Annotated in this window: 11 protein-coding genes and 2 pseudogenes; 1 reads left to right on the top strand and 12 read right to left on the bottom strand. The window is 62.1% G+C overall.

All coding sequences use genetic code 11. The features are described 5' to 3' along the window. Position 1: 1 nt before the first annotated feature. From glgX to AC1UK9_RS13565, 12 genes and pseudogenes are all read right to left on the bottom strand, one after another. Positions 2 to 2,161, bottom strand: coding sequence for a glycogen debranching protein GlgX (gene glgX, locus AC1UK9_RS13510; RefSeq protein WP_482580397.1), 2,160 nt, complete (start codon positions 2,159 to 2,161; stop codon positions 2 to 4). Between the two features lie 224 nt (positions 2,162 to 2,385). Further along, positions 2,386 to 2,706, bottom strand: a complete 321-nt coding sequence (locus tag AC1UK9_RS13515; protein ID WP_482580398.1) for a DUF2934 domain-containing protein — start codon at positions 2,704 to 2,706, stop codon at positions 2,386 to 2,388. A gap of 27 nt (positions 2,707 to 2,733) precedes the next feature. Next, complete coding sequence (locus AC1UK9_RS13520) at positions 2,734 to 5,502, bottom strand: malto-oligosyltrehalose synthase (RefSeq protein ID WP_482580399.1); 2,769 nt, start codon at positions 5,500 to 5,502, stop codon at positions 2,734 to 2,736. Beyond that, entirely contained in the window at positions 5,499 to 7,577 is a 2,079-nt protein-coding gene (gene malQ, locus AC1UK9_RS13525) for a 4-alpha-glucanotransferase (RefSeq protein WP_473015648.1), read from the bottom strand. Before malQ ends, AC1UK9_RS13520 begins: the two co-directional genes overlap by 4 nt. Continuing rightward, entirely contained in the window at positions 7,574 to 9,376 is a 1,803-nt protein-coding gene (gene treZ / locus AC1UK9_RS13530; protein WP_482580400.1) for a malto-oligosyltrehalose trehalohydrolase, read from the bottom strand. The genes malQ and treZ overlap by 4 nt, the downstream gene beginning before the upstream one ends. Before the next feature lie 18 nt (positions 9,377 to 9,394). Continuing rightward, positions 9,395 to 10,981 carry a glycogen synthase GlgA gene (gene glgA, locus AC1UK9_RS13535; RefSeq protein WP_025109987.1) on the bottom strand — a complete coding sequence of 529 codons (1,587 nt, stop codon included), beginning with the start codon at positions 10,979 to 10,981 and terminating at the stop codon, positions 9,395 to 9,397. Between the two features lie 675 nt (positions 10,982 to 11,656). Further along, entirely contained in the window at positions 11,657 to 12,610 is a 954-nt protein-coding gene (locus tag AC1UK9_RS13540; protein WP_482580401.1) for a D-2-hydroxyacid dehydrogenase family protein, read from the bottom strand. 13 nt (positions 12,611 to 12,623) lie between these two features. Beyond that, positions 12,624 to 13,688 carry an alpha/beta fold hydrolase gene (locus AC1UK9_RS13545; RefSeq protein ID WP_482580402.1) on the bottom strand — a complete coding sequence of 355 codons (1,065 nt, stop codon included), beginning with the start codon at positions 13,686 to 13,688 and terminating at the stop codon, positions 12,624 to 12,626. Positions 13,689 to 13,774: 86 nt separating this feature from the next. After that, positions 13,775 to 14,209 carry a YqaA family protein gene (locus tag AC1UK9_RS13550; RefSeq protein ID WP_025109984.1) on the bottom strand — a complete coding sequence of 145 codons (435 nt, stop codon included), beginning with the start codon at positions 14,207 to 14,209 and terminating at the stop codon, positions 13,775 to 13,777. Then, on the bottom strand, positions 14,209 to 14,655 hold the full coding sequence (locus AC1UK9_RS13555; RefSeq protein ID WP_025109983.1) for a DUF411 domain-containing protein: 447 nt from the start codon (positions 14,653 to 14,655) through the stop codon (positions 14,209 to 14,211). Before AC1UK9_RS13555 ends, AC1UK9_RS13550 begins: the two co-directional genes overlap by 1 nt. Before the next feature lie 234 nt (positions 14,656 to 14,889). Then, positions 14,890 to 15,417 (bottom strand): annotated as a pseudogene (locus tag AC1UK9_RS13560) (methyl-accepting chemotaxis protein); the annotation flags it as partial. Positions 15,418 to 15,798: 381 nt separating this feature from the next. Further along, positions 15,799 to 16,881, bottom strand: a pseudogene (locus AC1UK9_RS13565) (cache domain-containing protein); the annotation flags it as partial. A gap of 381 nt (positions 16,882 to 17,262) precedes the next feature. On the opposite strand from AC1UK9_RS13565, the gene AC1UK9_RS13570 reads away from it, so the two are divergent. Further along, on the top strand, positions 17,263 to 17,790 hold the full coding sequence (locus AC1UK9_RS13570; protein ID WP_025109981.1) for a hypothetical protein: 528 nt from the start codon (positions 17,263 to 17,265) through the stop codon (positions 17,788 to 17,790). Positions 17,791 to 17,827: the final 37 nt, after the last annotated feature.

Consider the following 17,827-nt stretch of genomic DNA (forward strand, 5'->3'; position numbering starts at 1 on the left):
GTCAGTCTTCTTCTTCGCGTTGCAGCTCGAACAGCAGCAGTGAACGGCCGGTGACGGAATATTCATGGCCGAAGTCGAAGCGCTCCTGACCGCGAACCGCCGGTTGATTGGTGTCGATCATGCACGTCCAGAAACTGCCTTCAGGCACTTCCGGCAGCGTGAAGTTGACGATGTCGTGATGCGCGTTGACCAACAGCAGCAATGTCGCATCGCCCCCCTTGCGGCGGATCCCGGTTTCCTGGGCGCGGCCATCGAGGAGCATGCCCAGGCAACGGTTATGCGCGTCGTGCCAGTGTTCGGTGGTCATCTCGGTGCCGTCCGGTGCGAGCCAGGTCACGTCCTTGACGCCGATATCCTCGTTGTACTCGCCGACCAGAAAGCGTCCGCGTCGCAGGATCGGATAAGCCATGCGCAACTTGATCAGGCGCTTGACGAACTTGAGCAGTGCCTTGCCGTCCTCGCTCAGGTCCCAGTTGACCCAACCGATCTCGCTGTCCTGGCAATAGGCGTTGTTGTTGCCGTCCTGGGTGCGGGCGAATTCGTCGCCGGCGACGATCATCGGTGTGCCCTGGGACAGCAGCAGGGTGGCGAAAAAGTTGCGCATCTGCCGGTGGCGCAGCGCATTGATTTCGGGATCGTCGGTCGGGCCTTCGACGCCGTGGTTCCACGACAGGTTGTTGTTGCTGCCGTCCTGATTGTTCTCGTCGTTGGCCTCGTTGTGCTTGTCGTTGTACGACACCAGGTCATTGAGGGTGAAACCGTCGTGGGCGGTGATGAAGTTCACCGACGAGTACGGCCGCCGCCCGCGCTGGTTGAACATCTCGCCCGACGCGGTCATGCGGCTGGCGAAGTCGGCGACCTGGCCGTCGTCACCTTTCCAGAACGCGCGCACGGTGTCGCGGAACTTGTCGTTCCACTCGACCCAGCCCGGCGGAAAGTTACCCACCTGATAACCACCAGGACCGCAGTCCCACGGCTCGGCGATCATTTTCACCTGACGCAGCACCGGGTCCTGGCGGCAGGCGACGAGGAAGCTGTGACGCTCGTCGAAACCGTCGTGATAACGCCCGAGAATAGTCGCCAGATCGAAGCGGAAACCGTCGACATGCATCTCGCTGGCCCAGTAGCGCAGCGAGTCGGTGACCATTTGCAGAACGCACGGGTGGCTCAGGTCGAGGGTGTTGCCGGTGCCGGAATCGTTGATGTAGAAGCGCTTGTCGTCGGGCATCAGCCGGTAATACGAGGCATTGTCGATGCCGCGCATCGACAGGGTCGGGCCTTGCTCATTGCCCTCGGCGGTGTGGTTGTAGACCACGTCGAGGATCACCTCCAGATTGGCCTCGTGCAGGTGCGCCACCATCTCCTTGAACTCGGCGATCTTGCCGCTGGCCAGGTAGCGCGGGTCCGGGGCAAAGAAGGCGATGCTGTTGTAGCCCCAGTAGTTGGTCATGCCCTTGTGCAGCAGGTGCTGGTCGTTGACGAAAGCATGGATCGGCAGCAATTCCACGCTTGATACGCCGAGCTTGCGAATGTGTTCGAGCACATCGTCGACCATCAACCCGGCAAACGTGCCACGCACGTTCTCCGGCACTGCCGGGTGACGCATGCTGATGCCGCGCACGTGGGTTTCATAAATGATCGTCTTGTCCCACGGCACGCTGACGCGGTGGTCGTTGCCCCAGGTATGCGCCGGATCAATGACCTTGCACTTGGGCACGAATGGCGCGCTGTCGCGTTCGTCGAAACTGAGGTCGGCATCCGGGTGGCCGATGGTGTAGCCGAACAGCGCCTCGGACCATTTCAACTGGCCTACCAGTTGTTTGGCATAGGGGTCGATGAGCAATTTGTTGTGATTGAAACGATGACCATTGGCCGGGTCATAAGGGCCATACACGCGATAGCCGTAGATCAGCCCCGGGTGGGCATCGGGCAGGTAACCGTGGAAAATCTCATCGGTGTATTCCGGCAGTTCGATGCGTTCGAGTTCGACTTCGCCGGCATCGTCGAAAATGCACAGTTCAACCTTGGTGGCGTTGGCGGAAAACAGCGCAAAGTTCACCCCCAGACCATCCCAGGTCGCACCCAACGGGAAGGGCAGGCCTTCACGGATTCTCGAGGGCTCGGCGTGCGCTGCGGGCTCGGCTTGCTTTGGACGGGTCATGATTGCTCCTGCAAAAACGGGGAAATTCTCGGCTGATACAAAACCTAGTAGGAGTGAGCCTGCTCGCGATAGCGGTCTGACATTCAATACGGATTTCGCCTGATATATCGCTATCGCGAGCAGGCTCACTCCTACAGGGAGGTTGTGTGTTTCTTGAGGACGAGTTGGCCCTCGGTGGCGAGCGAGCCCGCCACACGGTCATTCAGTTCAATAATCCGGGTGTGTCAGTTGGCCGGGGGCTTGCGTGGGGCCCGGGGCTTTTTCTCGGTGGCCTTTTCACCCGGTGGTACGACTTTGGCGGCACTGGCCGGCTTGGCTTTGGCTGCCGCCGGAGCCTTGGGCGTGGCCGCCGGGGCCTTGCTGTCAGTGCCTTTGCCGGCGGTCTTGCTGCCCGCCGCTTTCGGTGATTTCTTCGGCGCCAGGGCCTCGGCTTCAGCCAGTTTGCGCGCCATCTCCCAGTGCCGCGCTTCATGACCTTCAGGTTTACCTTCCGATTCCCAGATCTGATAGGCGAACTCGCGGATGCGTTTATCGTCGGTACTCATCGCAATGCTCCTGAACTGAACTCGTCGTTACGTAAAGAGTTGGATAAAGAGATTGACCGGGATATCCCCCAGCGCGGCGCTGACGTTCAGCTCCCTGTTTTTTGTGACTGCGCGGCTTTGAAAAAGTCCCTTCAGGTTTGTCTCAGAGGCGGCGAACGGTAAAACCACCCGCGTATCGCCCCAGCGCAGCGCATCGACTTGCGGCACGGCACTGTTTTCCAGCAGCGTCGCGCAGCGGATCGGCGCGATCACGATGGCGTACGTCCCCGCGTGTTCACGAGCAAACGCGAGCACGTTGTGCGCCTGGCTGCCCAGCACCTCCAGGGCCTGGTACGTGCCTCGCCGAAACAGCTCGGCGTGTTCGGCGCGCAGGCGCAATACCTGAGCGATCAACGCTTGTTTGATACGCCCGTCACGCCAGTTCGCCAGCAAGTCCTCCAACGGCGGCTGCCGGTGCAAGGCTTGCTCGCGTGCGGCGTAATCCACCGGCCGGCGGTTGTCCGGATCGACCAGGCTGAAATCCCAGAACTCGTTGCCCTGATACAGATCCGGCACCCCCGGCACGGTCATGCGCAGCAAGGTTTGCGCCAAGCCGTTGAGCGCGCCGGCAGCGGCGATGCTGTTGACGGTCTTGCTCAGTGCGGCGCGCAGCAGTTCGCCCTCTTCACCGGTGAGCAGACGCTGGGTGAACGTCTGTGCGGCGTTTTCATAGGCTTCGTTGGGCGCGCTCCAACTGCTTTGCAACTTGGCTTCGCGCAGGGCTTTCTGCTGCCACTGCCCGATGCGCTCGGCGTAGTCGGCGAAACCCTGGCGATCATCATCGCGCAACTGCAGCGGCCAACTGCCGAGCAGTGCCTGATAGAGGATCAGTTCATCACCGGACGACGGCACCTGGTCATCGTCACGCAGCGGCCGGGCGAGGGCGCGCCACAACTCGACCTGTTCGGCGTACCAATGGCTGCGTTCGCTGAGTACCGCCAGCCGCGCCCGGGTGTCCTCGCCGCGTTTGTGGTCGTGGGTGGCAGTCGCCAGCAGGTTGTCGGGGAACGTCTCCAGTCGTTGCTGATTGACGGCATGAAAATCACTGACCGGTGCGCTGAACTGCTCGGTGTTGTAGCCGACGTCATTGCGCGACAGCAGCACCGCCGAGCGATACAGCGCGGTGTCCTCCACAGCCTTGGCCGCTGCCGGTGAGGTCAGTTGCTGGAAGCGTACGCAGGCGTGCTTGAGGATCTTGCGCGAGCGCCCGTGCGGTTTGTTGCGCCACGGCGTGCCACCGAGCCAGGCCGCCACGCAGTCGAGCACCGGCCAGTCGCCTTCGCCCAACGTCTGACGGGCACCGTCCATGGCCTGCTGGAAAAACCGTTCATCCTGCGCCGAGCGGCCCAGCGCGCTGATGTAAGTGCGATAGACCGGAAAGTGCACGATCAGCGCCTGCAACACCCGGCGGATTGCGCCGAGGGTCAGGTCGCGGGTCATCAAGTCGTCCCGAGCCACTTGCAGCAATGCCTGGGCGACGCTTTCGCAATCGCTGGCCAGCGAGCCGTTGAGGATCTGCTGGCGCGCCAGTTGTGCTTCTTCGATGAACGCTGCCGGGCGCTCGGTGTGCCGCTGCCACAGGTCGCCGAGCACGTATTCACCGTCGGGATCGTGTTGCAGCAGTGCCAGTTGATTCATGAATTCGTAGCCGGTGCTGCCATCCACCGCCCAATCGCGGCGCAGGGTTTCGCCGGCGCCGAGAATCTTCTCGACATAAATCGGCAGATGCCGGCCCGGTGCGAGCAGGTCAAGGCGCCGACGCAGCTTGCGGCAGTAACCGCGCGGGTCGGCGAGGCCGTCAATGTGGTCGATGCGCAAACCGTCGACCAGGCCTTCGGCGATCAACTGGAAGATCTTGCCGTGGGTCGCTTCGAACACGGCCGGGCGTTCGACACGCAGGCCACCGAGTTCGTTGATGTCGAAAAAACGCCGCCAGTTGATGTCATCGGCAGCGGTGCGCCAACTGGCCAGACGGTAGCTCTGGCGTTCCAGCAACTGATGCAGCTTGTGAAAGCCTGCCTCGGTGGTGGAGTCGTAGTGCGTCAGGTTGTGTTCGATGGCTTGGAGGATCTGCGGGTCGCTTGCCAGCTCGCGCAATTCTGCCTTGAGCGGCATCGCCAGCGAGTGGGCGTCGGTCTGGTAACTGAGGGTACTGAAACGATCGGCCAGGGATTTCAGTGCTTCGACCGGTTTGAGCAACTCACCGTAGTCATTCGGGCAGATCGGGAAGTGATGCTCGTAGTGCTCGACGTGAAAGCGCCCTTGCTGCGCATCGAAGTGCAGTTTCAACGTGCCTTCCTGCAGGGCGATGCCGTAATCGCTGCCGAGAAACGGCAGCAGCAATTGGCCCTCCATCAACGGGTCCGGCGAGTGCCACTGGATGTCGAAGAACTCGCCATAAGGGCTTAGCCGACCCCACTCCAGCAGGTCGAGCCACCACGGATTGTCACCGCCGCCGACCGCCATGTGGTTGGAAACGATGTCAAGGATCAGCCCCATGCCGTGTTCGCGCAGGGTGCTGACCAGCCGCCGCAGCGCCGGCTCGCCGCCGAGTTCCGGGTTGACCTGAGTCGGATCGACCACGTCGTAACCGTGCATCGAGCCGGCCCGGGCCGCGAGCAGAGGCGAGGCGTAGAGGTGGCTGATGCCGAGACTGGCAAAGTACGGCACCAGTGGCACCGCCTGCTCCAAAGTGAAGCCCTTGTGAAATTGCAGGCGCAGAGTCGCGCGCAATGGCTGGATGAGCGTCTGGTTCATTGGTCACGCTCGGCAGCCTGCAGGCGGGCGCAGGCCAGCAGTTCCAGGCGACGGGCCGCATCGACGCCATCGAGCAAGGCTTCGCTGTTGCCGGGCAATCGTCGTGACCAGTTCGGGTGGCTGTCGATGGTGCCGGGCAGGTTGGCCTGTTCATCGATGCCCAACGCATCTTCCAGCGGCAGCAACACCAACGGCGCGCGGGTATGGCCGAGGAAACGCACGCTGGCGTCCACCACCTGATCGGCTTCGTGGGACTCTTCGCGAAAGTTCTGCGGGTCCTGGCTCAGTGCGCTGCGCAAGCCTTCGCGCTCACGTTGGCGATAACGGCGCCATTCGATTTCACCGTTGCCGTCGACGAAACCCAAACGCGAATTCCAGTCGATGTCGCGACCATGCCACCAGCCGTTGAGCGTTGGCAGGTCGTGGGTGCTGGTGGTCGCCAGGGCGTTGTCCGGCCAGTCGAGAATCGGTTTGAAACGGGTGTTGTCCTGTTCGAACAGCAGCACGCGCATGCCGAGTATCGAGCGGGCGCTGAGCTTTTCCCGCAGGCCGTCGGGCACGGTGCCGAGGTCTTCGCCGAGGACGATGGCCTGATGGCGATGGGATTCGAGGGTCAGCAACCGCAGCAGATCGTCCACCGGGTAATACAGGTACGCGCCGTCCGCCGGTGCGGCGCCGTTGGGGATCACCCACAGGCGCTGCAGGCCCATCACGTGATCGATGCGCAGCCCGCCGGCATGGGCGAAGTTGGCCCGGAGCATGTCGATGAAGGCGCGAAAGCCGTTGCGGATCAGGCCTTCGGGAGAAAACGCGGAAATCCCCCAGCCCTGACCGGAGCGGTTGAGAATGTCCGGTGGCGCGCCGACGGTGAGCGAGGCGAGCAACTCGTCCTGAAAACTCCAGGCCTGACTGCCGGCACCGTCAGCACCGACAGCGAGATCGGCGATCAGGCCGATGCCCATGCCGGCGCTGCGTGCGGCGGTTTGCGCACGCTCCAGACAACGGTGGATCAGCCATTGGCAGAAGGCGAAGTAACCGATGCGCTCGGCGTACTCCTCGGCAAACGCTTCGAGGGCGGCGCCGCGCGGGTCGTGCCAGTGTTCGGGCCACTCGCGCCAGTCAAGGCTCTCGCCACGGGCGGCGCGCATCTCCTGAATCGCCTCGAAGCGGCAGTGGTTTTCCAGTGCTTCGCCGCCGCTGTGGCGGAAACTGGCGAAGTCCGGATGCAATGGATGCTCGCCGGCGACGAAACCGTCGTACAAGGCTTGCAGCAGTTTCTGTTTGGTGTCGGCCGCCGTCGGCCAATCGATGAGTTTAAGGTCTTCCAGCTGCCGGAATTGCTCGGCCAGACCACTGGACTCGATCGCATCACGCAGCGCCCGTTCACCGAGGATTGCCCCAGGGGCGGCATACAGGGAGTTGAGGAACAGACGGCTGGACGGCGAATAAGGGCTGTAGCGCCCGGTGTCGGCACTGAACATCGCGTGCAGCGGGCTGATCGCCAGCGCTTCGGCACCGCGCTCACCGGCGACCCGCGCCAGTTCTTCCAGCGCTTGAGTGTCGCCGAAACCGCCATCGCCGGGGCGGCGCAGACCATACAGTTGCACGCTCAGGCCCCAGACGCGGGGGATCGGGTTGTCCACGGCATCACCAACGCTGAAGCAACGCTGCGGCGCCACGGCCAGGGTGAAATATTGATCGCCGATGTGCACCTGTTGATAGCCGACCGGGATCAGCCCGGGCAGTACGGCCTCGGCATCGAGTTTGAGGTTCAGCCGTGAGCCGTCTTCGAGGTGGATTTCGCACGGGGTTTGCGCTTCGAAATAGCGCGCCAGGTCCACGCCGACGCCCACGTCTGCAGTCAGCAGCGGCGGCAAGTGGCGGTCCTGCTGCACTTGTTGCAGTTGCAGCAGGCTGGCGTCGATTTCCTGAGCGGTATTGGCCGGATGGCCCAGCCCGGTGAGGACATTGCGCAGCACCGCCGGGGCGACTTTCTGCGGGCGGCCATTGGCGTCGATCCAGTCGACGGCGAGGCCGGCTCTGCTGGCCAGAATTTCCAGTTGCGCATCGCTCATAGGCGCTCTCCATCCAGAGGTTGCAAAGGGGTTGCGGCCGTGAGGCTGACAAGCGCGCAATACGCGGGCAGTTGGCCCGGATCCGACAGGGCAACGGCCGGCGGCTGCTGAAACAGCCACACGGCGTCGGTCTGTGCAGGGTTGACCACTGGCGTGTCGCTGAGGTTCAGGTCAATTCGCAGCTCACTGCCATCGCCCAGGCGCCAGCGCGCACTGACCGCGCCATGGCCGAGCAGATGCGCGCCGAGCGCCTGGGTGCCGGACAGATTCGGGATGATGTAGCGATGGCGCAGTTGCAGCAGTTGGCGGTACAGCGCGAGGGTTTGTTGCTGTTTCGCACTGCCGTTGCCAATCAACCGCGGCTGTGAGGCGTGGAAGGTCTGTTCGGCGTTGGGATCGGGAATCTGCTCACGCTTGTGCGGATCGGTGAACGCGCTGAACGCCGCGAATTCATTGCGCCGGCCTTCTCGCACCTGTTCCGCCAGTTCGCCGTGATGGCTGGTGAAAAACAGGAAAGGCTGTTCAGCCGCGTACTCGTCACCCATGAACATCAGCGGAATCATCGGAGACAGCAGCAACAGCACGGTTGCGGCCTGCAAGGCACGCGGGTCGGCCAGTTGATGCAGGCGCTCGCCGAAAGCCCGGTTGCCGATCTGGTCGTGGTTTTGCAGGAACAGCACGAACGCGGTCGAGGGCAGATGCTCGCTGGGCTCGCCACGCGGTTCACCGTGGCGGGTGATATGGCCCTGGAACACGAAACCCTGGCTCAGGCAACGGACCAGTTGTTCGGTGGGTTGGGCGGCATAGTCGGCGTAATAGGCATCGGTTTCGCCGGTCAGCAGCACGTGCAGGGCGTTGTGCCCGTCATCGTTCCACTGCGCGTCGTAGTCGTATTCCAGAAGGCTGGACTGGTTGAGTTCGTTTTCCACGGTCAGCCAGACGTGACGGGTCGGATCGATCTGCTGGCGGATGCGCTGCGCCAGTTCCGGCAGGAAATCCGGGCTTTCAATTGCGTGAACCGCGTCCAGACGCAGCCCATCGAAGCGGTATTCCAGCAACCACATCAGCGCGTTTTCGATGAAGAAATCCCGCACTTCACGCTGGCGGAAGTCGATGGCGGCGCCCCACGGCGTGTGTTTGTCTTCGCGAAAGAAACCCTTGGCGTAACGGTTGAGGTAATTGCCGTCGGGGCCGAAGTGGTTGTAGACCACGTCGAGAATCACCGCCAGACCATGGCCGTGGGCGCTGTCGATCAGATGTTTGAGTTGTTCCGGCGTGCCATAGGATGCTTGCGGTGCGAAGGGCAATACGCCGTCGTAGCCCCAGTTTCGACTGCCGGGAAACTGCGCCAGCGGCATCAGCTCGACGGCGGTAATCCCCAGTTCGACCAAGCGCGACAGGTGCTGCTCGACTTCAGCAAAGCCGCCGAGTGCGCCAACGTGCAGCTCGTAAATCACCGCTTCGCTCCACGGCCGACCTTGCCAGGCGGTGTGGCGCCAGCGGTACGCCAGTGGATCGACCACCACGCTGGGGCGGTCAATGTCACCGTCCTGGGCGCGGGAGGCCGGGTCGGGCACCTCCAGTTCGCCGTCGATGTTGTAGCGGTAGCGAGTGCCCGCCGGGCACCGGGTCTTGATCACGAACCAGCCATCGCCCTGCGGCAACATCGGCAGGGACTGGCCGTTTTCGAGCTCGACACTGACGTAAAACGCATCCGGCGCCCACAGCGCAAATTGTGTGTGTTCGGCGTCCTGCATGATCGCGCCGTGGGGCCAGTTTTCTTGGGTCCGTAACGGCATCGTGGAAAACTCCCTGAGTTATTTGTGGCCGGCTTTACCCAGCGCCTTGGCGACCAGTTGTTCGTAGAGTTCGGCGTAGGGTTCGACCGCTTTGCACCAGTTGAACGGCGCGGCCATCGCGCGGCAACGCATGGCATTGAGCAGTTCGGGGAAGGCAAACACCTTGAACGCACGGCTCAGGGCTTCGCGGTAGCTGTCGGCGGTGGACTCGTTGAAGAGGAAGCCTGTGACGCCGTTCTCGATGGTGTCGGCCAGCCCGCCGGTGTTGCGCGCCACCGGCAGCGAACCGAAGCGCTGCGCGTACATCTGGCTCAAGCCGCATGGTTCATAACGCGACGGCATCAGCAGAAAATCGCTGCCGGCAAACATGCGCCGGGCGTCGGTTTCATTGAAGCCGATGCGCACGCCGATCTGCCCCGGGAAGCGCAGCGCCAGCTCACGCATGGCCTGTTCTTCTTCCGGCTCGCCGCGACCGATGATTGCGATCTGGCCGCCGTTCTGCACGATGTACTCGGACACTGCCTGCGTCAGGTCCAGACCCTTTTGATAGACCAGACGTGAGACCACGGCGAACAGCGGGCCTTGCGAGTCCTTCAAGCCGAACAGTTCACGCACGTGGGCCGCGTTGATCGCTTTGCCTTCCCAGTCGCCAATGGCGAATGGCGCGAACAGGTGCGGGTCGGTGGCCGCGTCCCAGCTCTCGTCGATACCGTTGGGGATGCCACTGAGCAAGCCTTGCTGGGTCTTGGCGGCGAGAAAACCGTCGAGGCCGCAGCCGAAATCCGGGGTGGTGATTTCCTGCGCATAGGTCGCGCTGACCGTGGTGATGTGGCTCGAATAGGCCATGCCGGCCTTGAGGAACGACATCTTGCCGTAGAACTCCATGCCTTCCTGTTGCAGGGCGTGGGTCGGGATACCCAGTTCCGGGCACGAACCGAGGCTGGTCACGCCTTGATAAGCGAGGTTGTGAATGGTGAACAGGGTTGGCGTGCGCTGCCCGCGCCAGTGCATATAGGCCGGCGCCAGGCCCGCCGGCCAGTCGTGGGCGTGCACCAGATCCGGGCACCAGTGAATTTGCGCCAGGTTGGCGGCGATGTCGGCAGCCGCCAGACCCAGACGGGCGAAACGAATATGGTTGTCCGGCCAGTCGCGACCGTTGTTGGCGCCGTAAGGCGAGCCTTCCCGCTCATACAGTTCAGGGCAGATCAGCACGTAGATCACCAGCCCGTCCGGCATGTCCATGCGGCCGATCTTGCACGGTGGCAGCGCGGCGTGCCCACCGAGTTCGCCGATGATGTGGATCGGGTTTTCGCTGTGCATCACCTGCGGGTAACCGGGGATCAATACCCGCACATCGTGCAGATGTGCCATGGCGCGGGGCAGGGCGGCGGAAACGTCACCCAGACCGCCGGTCTTCACCAGGTCGGCGATTTCCGAGGTCACGAACAACACTTTCTTTTTGTTGGGATTCTGGCTGGCGACCGGCGTCAGCGTTTTGGTGCCCGGGACGTTGATCGACCGGCTGCCGGGAAGGCTCACGCTGCTCGATTCGCCAACGGCCTGCTGAGCACGCTCTCCCTGAATATCCAATGCCGCACTGATCATATGAATCTCCCGTCTCGTTGATCTGATTCTTGTCTTGAACAAGCGATGTCCTTGGCCAAGTCCTGTGGCCGGGCGCAAACGCGCCACGCATCGGTGAGCAAACGCTACCCAACACGCGCAAGCAGAATGGGTGGAGGGGGCGCTGCAAGGATTGCACCAGTCGCGTTGCCCCTGTGTTTCAGATGACCCGTCGCTTCGCGCAAAAGTTTCGACTTTTTTTCCGCACTGTGACCGGCAGGTCGAGCCCCGCGAAAATCAGTCTAGGCCAGATCCTAGAGCGGGCCAGAGCAAATGGGTAAATTGTTCGACAATCGGTTTGCAGGCAGCGAAAGTCGTGGTGCGCCGGGGCGCACGCACCGACGAAGTGCAGGTTTTTTTGCTGGAGAGGGCCAAAACGGTGACTGGTCGGTCACGCTTTTGTGCTAGCGAGAAGGAAGGATGCACTGTTGTGGTGCGGGCAGTTTGTTGATGGGGTGTTTGTGAGGGACTCTTCGCGAGCAGGCTCGCTCCCACAGGGAACGGCGTACACCGATCAAATGTGGGTGCGGGCTCTCACAGGAGCAATGCATTCCAAAAAGGTGGGAGCAGGCTCTCACAGGAGGATGCAGTCCAAAAGGTGGGAGCGGGCTTGCTCGCGAAGGCGTCAGTCGGTTCACCGCCCTCCAAAAATGGCGATCAGTTCAACAGGCGAACCGGACTCCCCGCCGCCCAGCCCTGAATATCCTCGATCATCTGCGAAAAGAACTGCGCGTAGTTCTGTCGGCTGACATAGCCCACATGCGGCGTGGCCAGCACGTTGTCCAGAGTGCGAAACGGGTGTAGCGCCGGCAACGGTTCCTGATCGAACACATCCAGCGCGGCCCCGGCGATGCGTTGTTTCTGCAGGGCCTTGATCAGGGCCGCTTCATCGACAATCGGCCCGCGGGCGGTGTTGACCAGCAGCGCCGTTGGCTTCATCCAGCCCAGCGCCTGCGCATCGACCAGCCCGCGACTGCGCTCGCTGAGCACCAGATGCACCGACAGCACATCAGCCTGTTCGAACAATGCCTGCTTGCTGACGTAAATCACGCCGGCCTGCTGCGCGCGCTCGGCGGTAAGGTTCTCGCTCCAGGCGATCACGCGCATGCCGAACACCTGGCCGAATTGCGCGACCTTCTGGCCGATGCTGCCAAGGCCGAGGATGCCCAGCGTCCTGCCGTGCAGGTCACCGCCCAGCCCTTGCTGCCAGCCACCGGCGCGCAGTGAGTTGGCTTCGTTCACCAGATTGCGCGTGGCGGCCATGATCAGCGCCCAGGTCAATTCCGGCGCTGCGTGCTTGTAGCTGTCAGTGCCACAGACCTTGACCCCGAGGCTGGCGGCCGCCTGCAGGTCCAGAGCCGCATTGCGCATGCCGCCGGTGACCAGCAGCTTCAGATTGGGCAGGCGCTGGAGCAGGTCTTGGTCGAAGCGTGTGCGCTCGCGCATCACGCAGATCACCTGGTACCGGCCCAGGCGCTCGGCCAGGGTGGCGTTGTCAGCCGGATAATCATGCTCAAACGTCACGTCGCCAATGCTGTCGAGCACCGACCAGTCGGCCACATCCCGTGCCACATCCTGCCAGTCATCAATCACTGCAATCTGCACCGCCATCTGCCTTACCTCATCAACGAACGGGATTGGTATTGTTCAGCCAGCCCAGCAAGGCTTGGTGAAACTTTGCCGGCTCTTCCATTTGCGGCGCGTGGCCCATGCCGGGAAATTCCACCAGCGTCGACCGGGGGATCAGCTTGGCGACCTGCTTGCCGAGTACGTCATAGTGGCCGATTTTCGCCTTGACCTCTGGAGAGGCGATGTCCTTGCCGATGGCGGTGGTGTCGGACGTGCCGATCAGCAACAGGGTCGGCATCTTCAGGTCCTTGAACTCGTAGTACACCGGCTGGGTGAAGATCATGTCGTAGATCAGTGCCGAGTTCCACGCCACCTGGGTTTTGCCCGGGCCATTGCTCAGGCCGGCGAGCATGTCGACCCAACGGTCGAATTCCGGTTTCCAGCGGCCGTCGTAATAGGTGTTGCGTTCGTAGTCGCGAATGCCTTGGGCGGTGACTTTGAGTTCGCGCTGATACCACTGGTCGACGGTGCGGTAGGGCACGCCGAGCGCCTTCCAGTCTTCCAGGCCGATCGGGTTGACCAGTGCCAGTTGTTCGACCTGATCCGGGAACAGCAAGGCGTAGCGGGTGGCGAGCATGCCGCCGGTGGAGTGGCCGAGCAGGGTGGCTTTCTGAATGCCCAGTGCCTTGAGCAATTGCTGGGTGTTGGTCGCCAGTTGCTGGAAGCTGTACTGATAGTGCTCGGGTTTGCTGGAGGTGCAGAAGCCGATCTGATCCGGTGCGACGACCCGGTAACCGGCCTCGCTCAGGGCCTTGATCGAACTGTCCCAGGTGGCGGCACAAAAATTCTTGCCGTGCATCAACACCACGGTGCGGCCGTTGGCCTTGCCGTGGGCGGCGACGTCCATGTAACCCATCTGCAAGGAGTTACCCTGGGACTGAAAGGCAAAGTGTTTGAGCGTGTAGGGGTATTGAAAGCCTTGCAACTGCGGGCCATAGGTCGGGCCATCGTTAGCGGCTGCACCGGGCGCTGCTTCAGTGGGTTCGGCGGCATGGGCAAACAGCGGCAGCGCAGCAGTCAGGAACAGGCCGGGCAGCCAGCGGGATAGCGTGACGGACATGAGGGCAAACTCCATTGAAATCGGCCGATGCTGGAACGCCTGGATTAGGGCGACGTTAACCACAGGCAACGGCAACGGCGGAATGTTCAACCGAGCCAGCCCAGTGTCAGCATCGCCACCACGGCGTAACGCGCGCCCTTGGCAAAGGTGACGATCAACAGAAAGCGCCCCGGCGGCTCACGCATGACCCCGGCGATCAGGGTCAGCGGATCGCCAATGACCGGCACCCAGCTCAGTAACAGCGACCAATGCCCATATCGCTCGTAGTGTTTGCGCGCAGTGGCCATGTGCTTGGGGCTGACAGGGAACCAGCGTCGATCCTGAAAGCGTTCAATGCCGCGTCCCAGCCACCAGTTGACCAGCGAACCCAGCACGTTGCCCAGCGTCGCCACGCCCAGCAGCCCCCACAGCCAGTAGCGGTCGCTGGCGATCAGGCCGACCAGCAGCGCTTCGGACTGTAGTGGCAGTAGTGTTGCGGCACCGAACGCCGCCGCGAACAGTCCGACGTAACCGGCGGCCATCAGTGGGCCGGGTAGTCCGCCACCACCACATCCGTGCCGTCCTTCTTCAGGCCGATCACTTGGTAGGCATCGCTCATGCCGTCCATTTCCATGCCCGGCGAGCCCATCGGCATGCCCGGTGCGGCCACGCCCAGCAGGTCGTCACGCTTGCTCAGGGCCAGCACTTGTTCCGCCGGCACATGGCCCTCGACGAACTTGCCGTTGATCAGCGCGGTATGGCACGAACCCAGGCGTGGGGGCACGCCGTGTTGCTGCTTGAAGCTGCTCATATCGGATTCAACGTGATCCTGGACTTTGAAGCCGTTGGCTTCGAGGTGGCTGATCCACTTTTTGCAGCAGCCACAATTGGCATCACGATGCACTTCGATCGGGATCAGATCGGCAGCCTGGGCCAGGGAGGACAGGAGCAGGGCGCTCAGGGCGGCCAGTCGCAAGGAGGTTCGCATGATGAGGTCTCGGCTGGAATGGGGGTCAAAAAGGAATGCATTTTGACCGGTTTATCCTGCCCGGCATCAACGGAGTGTTTCAAGTTGATACAAAGCACCCCCTGTGGGCGCGAGCCTGCTCGCGAGTGCGGTCTTGCAGCCAACACGTTTGTCGACTGACACACCGCTGCCGCGCGCAGGCTCGCTCCCACATTGGTTATCTGATTGGCAGAAAACCAATGTGGGACGCAGGAATCAACGCACCTTGAACCGCCCCATGATCGCGCTGACCCGGCTGTTGGCTTCCAGCAACTGGCGGGTGTTGAGTTCGCTGGCCTGGCCGCTGTGCACCAGTTCTTCCACCATGTGGCGGATCTGCACCATGCTGCGGTTGATCTCTTCGGTCACCGCACTTTGCTGTTCGGCGGCGGTGGCGATCTGGGTGCTGAGGCTGTTGATGTGGCTGACCGAACCGGCCATTTCGTCCAGCCCCGAGTTGACGCGCGCTGTGGCGTCGGCGGCGGACTGGCAACTGGCCTGGGTATTTTCCATGGCGCTGACCGACGAACTCACGCCTTGGGTCAGGCGGGTGAGCATTTCGTTGATCTCCGAGGTGCTGGCCTGGGTGCGGGCGGCGAGGGCGCGCACTTCATCGGCAACCACCGCAAAACCGCGCCCCTGTTCACCGGCACGGGCGGCTTCAATGGCAGCGTTGAGCGCCAGCAGGTTGGTTTGCCCGGCGATTGCGCCGATCACCCCGAGAATCTCGGTGATGCGCTGCGCGTCCTGCTGCATGTTTTCGACTTTCTGAGTGGCACTGGCCACTTCGTCGATCAAGGCCACCACGCTGTTGGTCGCTTCGCCCACCACCACCCGCGAGCGGTCGGCATTTTCGTTGGCTCGTTGGGTGAAGGCAGCGGTTTCGGCGGCGTTCTGCGCCACGCTATCGGCGGTCGAGCTCATTTCGGTGATGGCGGTAACGGTCTGATCGGTTTCCGAAGCATGGCGCAACAGGATCTGGCTGGTGTGCGCCGACGTCCGCTGCAGGTCATCGAGGCTCGTGGCCATGGCGCCGGTGGCCTGGGTCACTTCACCGATCATGTTTTGCAGGTAGGCGATGAAGGTGTTGACCGAATGGCCGATGGCCCCAAGCTCATCTTCGGCACGGATGGTGATGCGCCGGGTCAGGTCGGCATCGCCACTGGACAGCAAGTCGATGTTGGCTTTCAGCGCTTTCATCCGCGAAACCAGTTGGCGGATCGCGTAGACCTGCAACAGCACCAGCAGGATCACCAGCGGAATCTGCAACAGGCTCAGGCTGCTGAGCACATCGTCGCGCTGGGCGGTGAGCATTTTGGTCGGCAGGGCCGTGGCGAGGAACCACGGCGTACCTTCGATCGGGCGCATGAAGAAGGTGCTGGCCTCGCCGTTATTGTCGAACTCCACACGTTGCGCCTGATCACGATTCTGCAGGCCGGCCTTGACCTGGCTGGCAAAGGTCGAGCCGGCGGCCAGTTCGTTGATGTTCTTGAGCACGATCGGCCCGCTGATGCGCGAGCTGTTGCTGATGATCTTGCCGTCGGCCTCGACGATCAGCATTTCGGCGTTCAGGTCTTTTTCCTTGCGCGCCACCAGGTCGTTGAAGAAACCCAGGGTGACGTCGATGGTCGATACGCCCCAGGCCGCGCCGTTTTTCTGGATTGCCATGGCGCAGTTGGTGCGGGGTTCGGCACTGGCGTCGTCTTTATAGGCGGCAGCCCAGGCGCACTGGCCGCGCGGGGTCTGCATGCCGCCCTTGTACCAGCTCTGGTCGTAGTAATTGGGCGCCGCGTCGCTGTTCCAGAAGGTGTTCACCGCCAGTTTGCCCGAGGCATCGCGGTGCCAGAAGGTACTGAATTTGTTGCGTCCGGCCTCACGCTGGCCCGGCAACGGCCAGATCCCGCCACCAAACACTTTCAGCTCGCCGTACTGGTCGACAAGTCCCGGCAACACGGTGTCGATGGCCGCGCTGTCGAGCAGGGGAATGGTCTGGGTGATGCTGCGTTGCTGCGCCTGCACTTTGTTCAGTTCGCCCTGAATCTGCTCGGCAACTTCGGCGATGCGATTGAGCACGACCTGCTCTTCGGTATGGCGCAGCTTGGGCGCGACCAGTTGGCTGATTCCAGCCACGGTCAATACCGACAGCAGCAGGATGAACAGAACCAGAAATAGCGTGTAGCGAGCCTGAATGGTGCGAAATGCGGGCATGGATACCGGTCCTTGATCTGCGATTTTTTATTGTGGCGTCGGGGGAAAAACGGCGGGGGTACACCAGCGTATCGTCGGCGAGCGGGGAAGCTTTAGGTACTTTCGTACAAGAACGCACAAGGCAGGCCAAAGGTGCGTATCGGCCTTGATACAAATAAGTTGAGCGCCGTGTGCAAGCGCGCAAAAAACCATCGACGAGGTTCGCCCAACCGGGAGAAACGCCCGAGATAGCGCATCTGTGGTGATTTGTATCTAGAATGTACAAAAATTGTAAGCGACTGCACTAAAAGGGTTGGTGCCACTAGTTGGCCGGTAGATACTTCCCGGCATTCGAGTGGTCCATCAAGGACATTTCATGGTTTTTTCACAGGGAGTCTTCTCATGACGATCGGCATTGTCGGCGGCTGGGAGAGCAAGGCAGGGGTGCTGGTTCGCAATACGGGCGCGAAAAAGCAGGTGGCTCAGAGTGTCAAGGTGCAGCAGATGCTGTCTCTGGTCGGCAACGATCCGAACGCGCTGAACACTGCAGAAATGGACAAGCAGGGTCTGCGCAAGAATCTCAAGGGTTTCGATCCGGCGAACACCTCTGTAAAGCAATTGGGCAACCTGAGTGCGTTCCTGCGTGGCCGTGGGCTGATCTCTGAAATCACCTCCTTCACGTTGCTCAATGCTGGCGACAAGTTCGACCGGTTCGGCGTGACCAAAGACGTTGATGCCAAATTCAACGCGCTGGAGTACTTCGCGACCCAGCTCGACGCCATCCAGAGCAATGGCCTCAATGGCAACGCTTACGGCAAGAATCTGATCCCCGAGTACAAGAAGGCGATCTACGTGCTGCAGAACCTGAAAACCTACGGTGAAGGCAACGCGCCCAAGCCTGTGGATCAAGGCGTCAAGGCCAAGGCTTAAGCCGACCCTCTGCGGCCCGTCCACTCTGTGGACGGGC

This window comes from Pseudomonas sp. AK-TSAG1-1 (genome assembly GCF_056821665.1).

Coding starts and splice junctions, on each gene's coding strand:
- glgX (WP_482580397.1), bottom strand. CDS start 2,161: ATGACCCGTCCAAAGCAAGCCGAGCCCGCAGCGCACGCCGAGCCCTCG.
- AC1UK9_RS13515 (WP_482580398.1), bottom strand. CDS start 2,706: ATGAGTACCGACGATAAACGCATCCGCGAGTTCGCCTATCAGATCTGG.
- AC1UK9_RS13520 (WP_482580399.1), bottom strand. CDS start 5,502: ATGAACCAGACGCTCATCCAGCCATTGCGCGCGACTCTGCGCCTGCAA.
- malQ (WP_473015648.1), bottom strand. CDS start 7,577: ATGAGCGATGCGCAACTGGAAATTCTGGCCAGCAGAGCCGGCCTCGCC.
- treZ (WP_482580400.1), bottom strand. CDS start 9,376: ATGCCGTTACGGACCCAAGAAAACTGGCCCCACGGCGCGATCATGCAG.
- glgA (WP_025109987.1), bottom strand. CDS start 10,981: ATGATCAGTGCGGCATTGGATATTCAGGGAGAGCGTGCTCAGCAGGCC.
- AC1UK9_RS13540 (WP_482580401.1), bottom strand. CDS start 12,610: ATGGCGGTGCAGATTGCAGTGATTGATGACTGGCAGGATGTGGCACGG.
- AC1UK9_RS13545 (WP_482580402.1), bottom strand. CDS start 13,688: ATGTCCGTCACGCTATCCCGCTGGCTGCCCGGCCTGTTCCTGACTGCT.
- AC1UK9_RS13550 (WP_025109984.1), bottom strand. CDS start 14,209: ATGGCCGCCGGTTACGTCGGACTGTTCGCGGCGGCGTTCGGTGCCGCA.
- AC1UK9_RS13555 (WP_025109983.1), bottom strand. CDS start 14,655: ATGCGAACCTCCTTGCGACTGGCCGCCCTGAGCGCCCTGCTCCTGTCC.
- AC1UK9_RS13570 (WP_025109981.1), top strand. CDS start 17,263: ATGACGATCGGCATTGTCGGCGGCTGGGAGAGCAAGGCAGGGGTGCTG.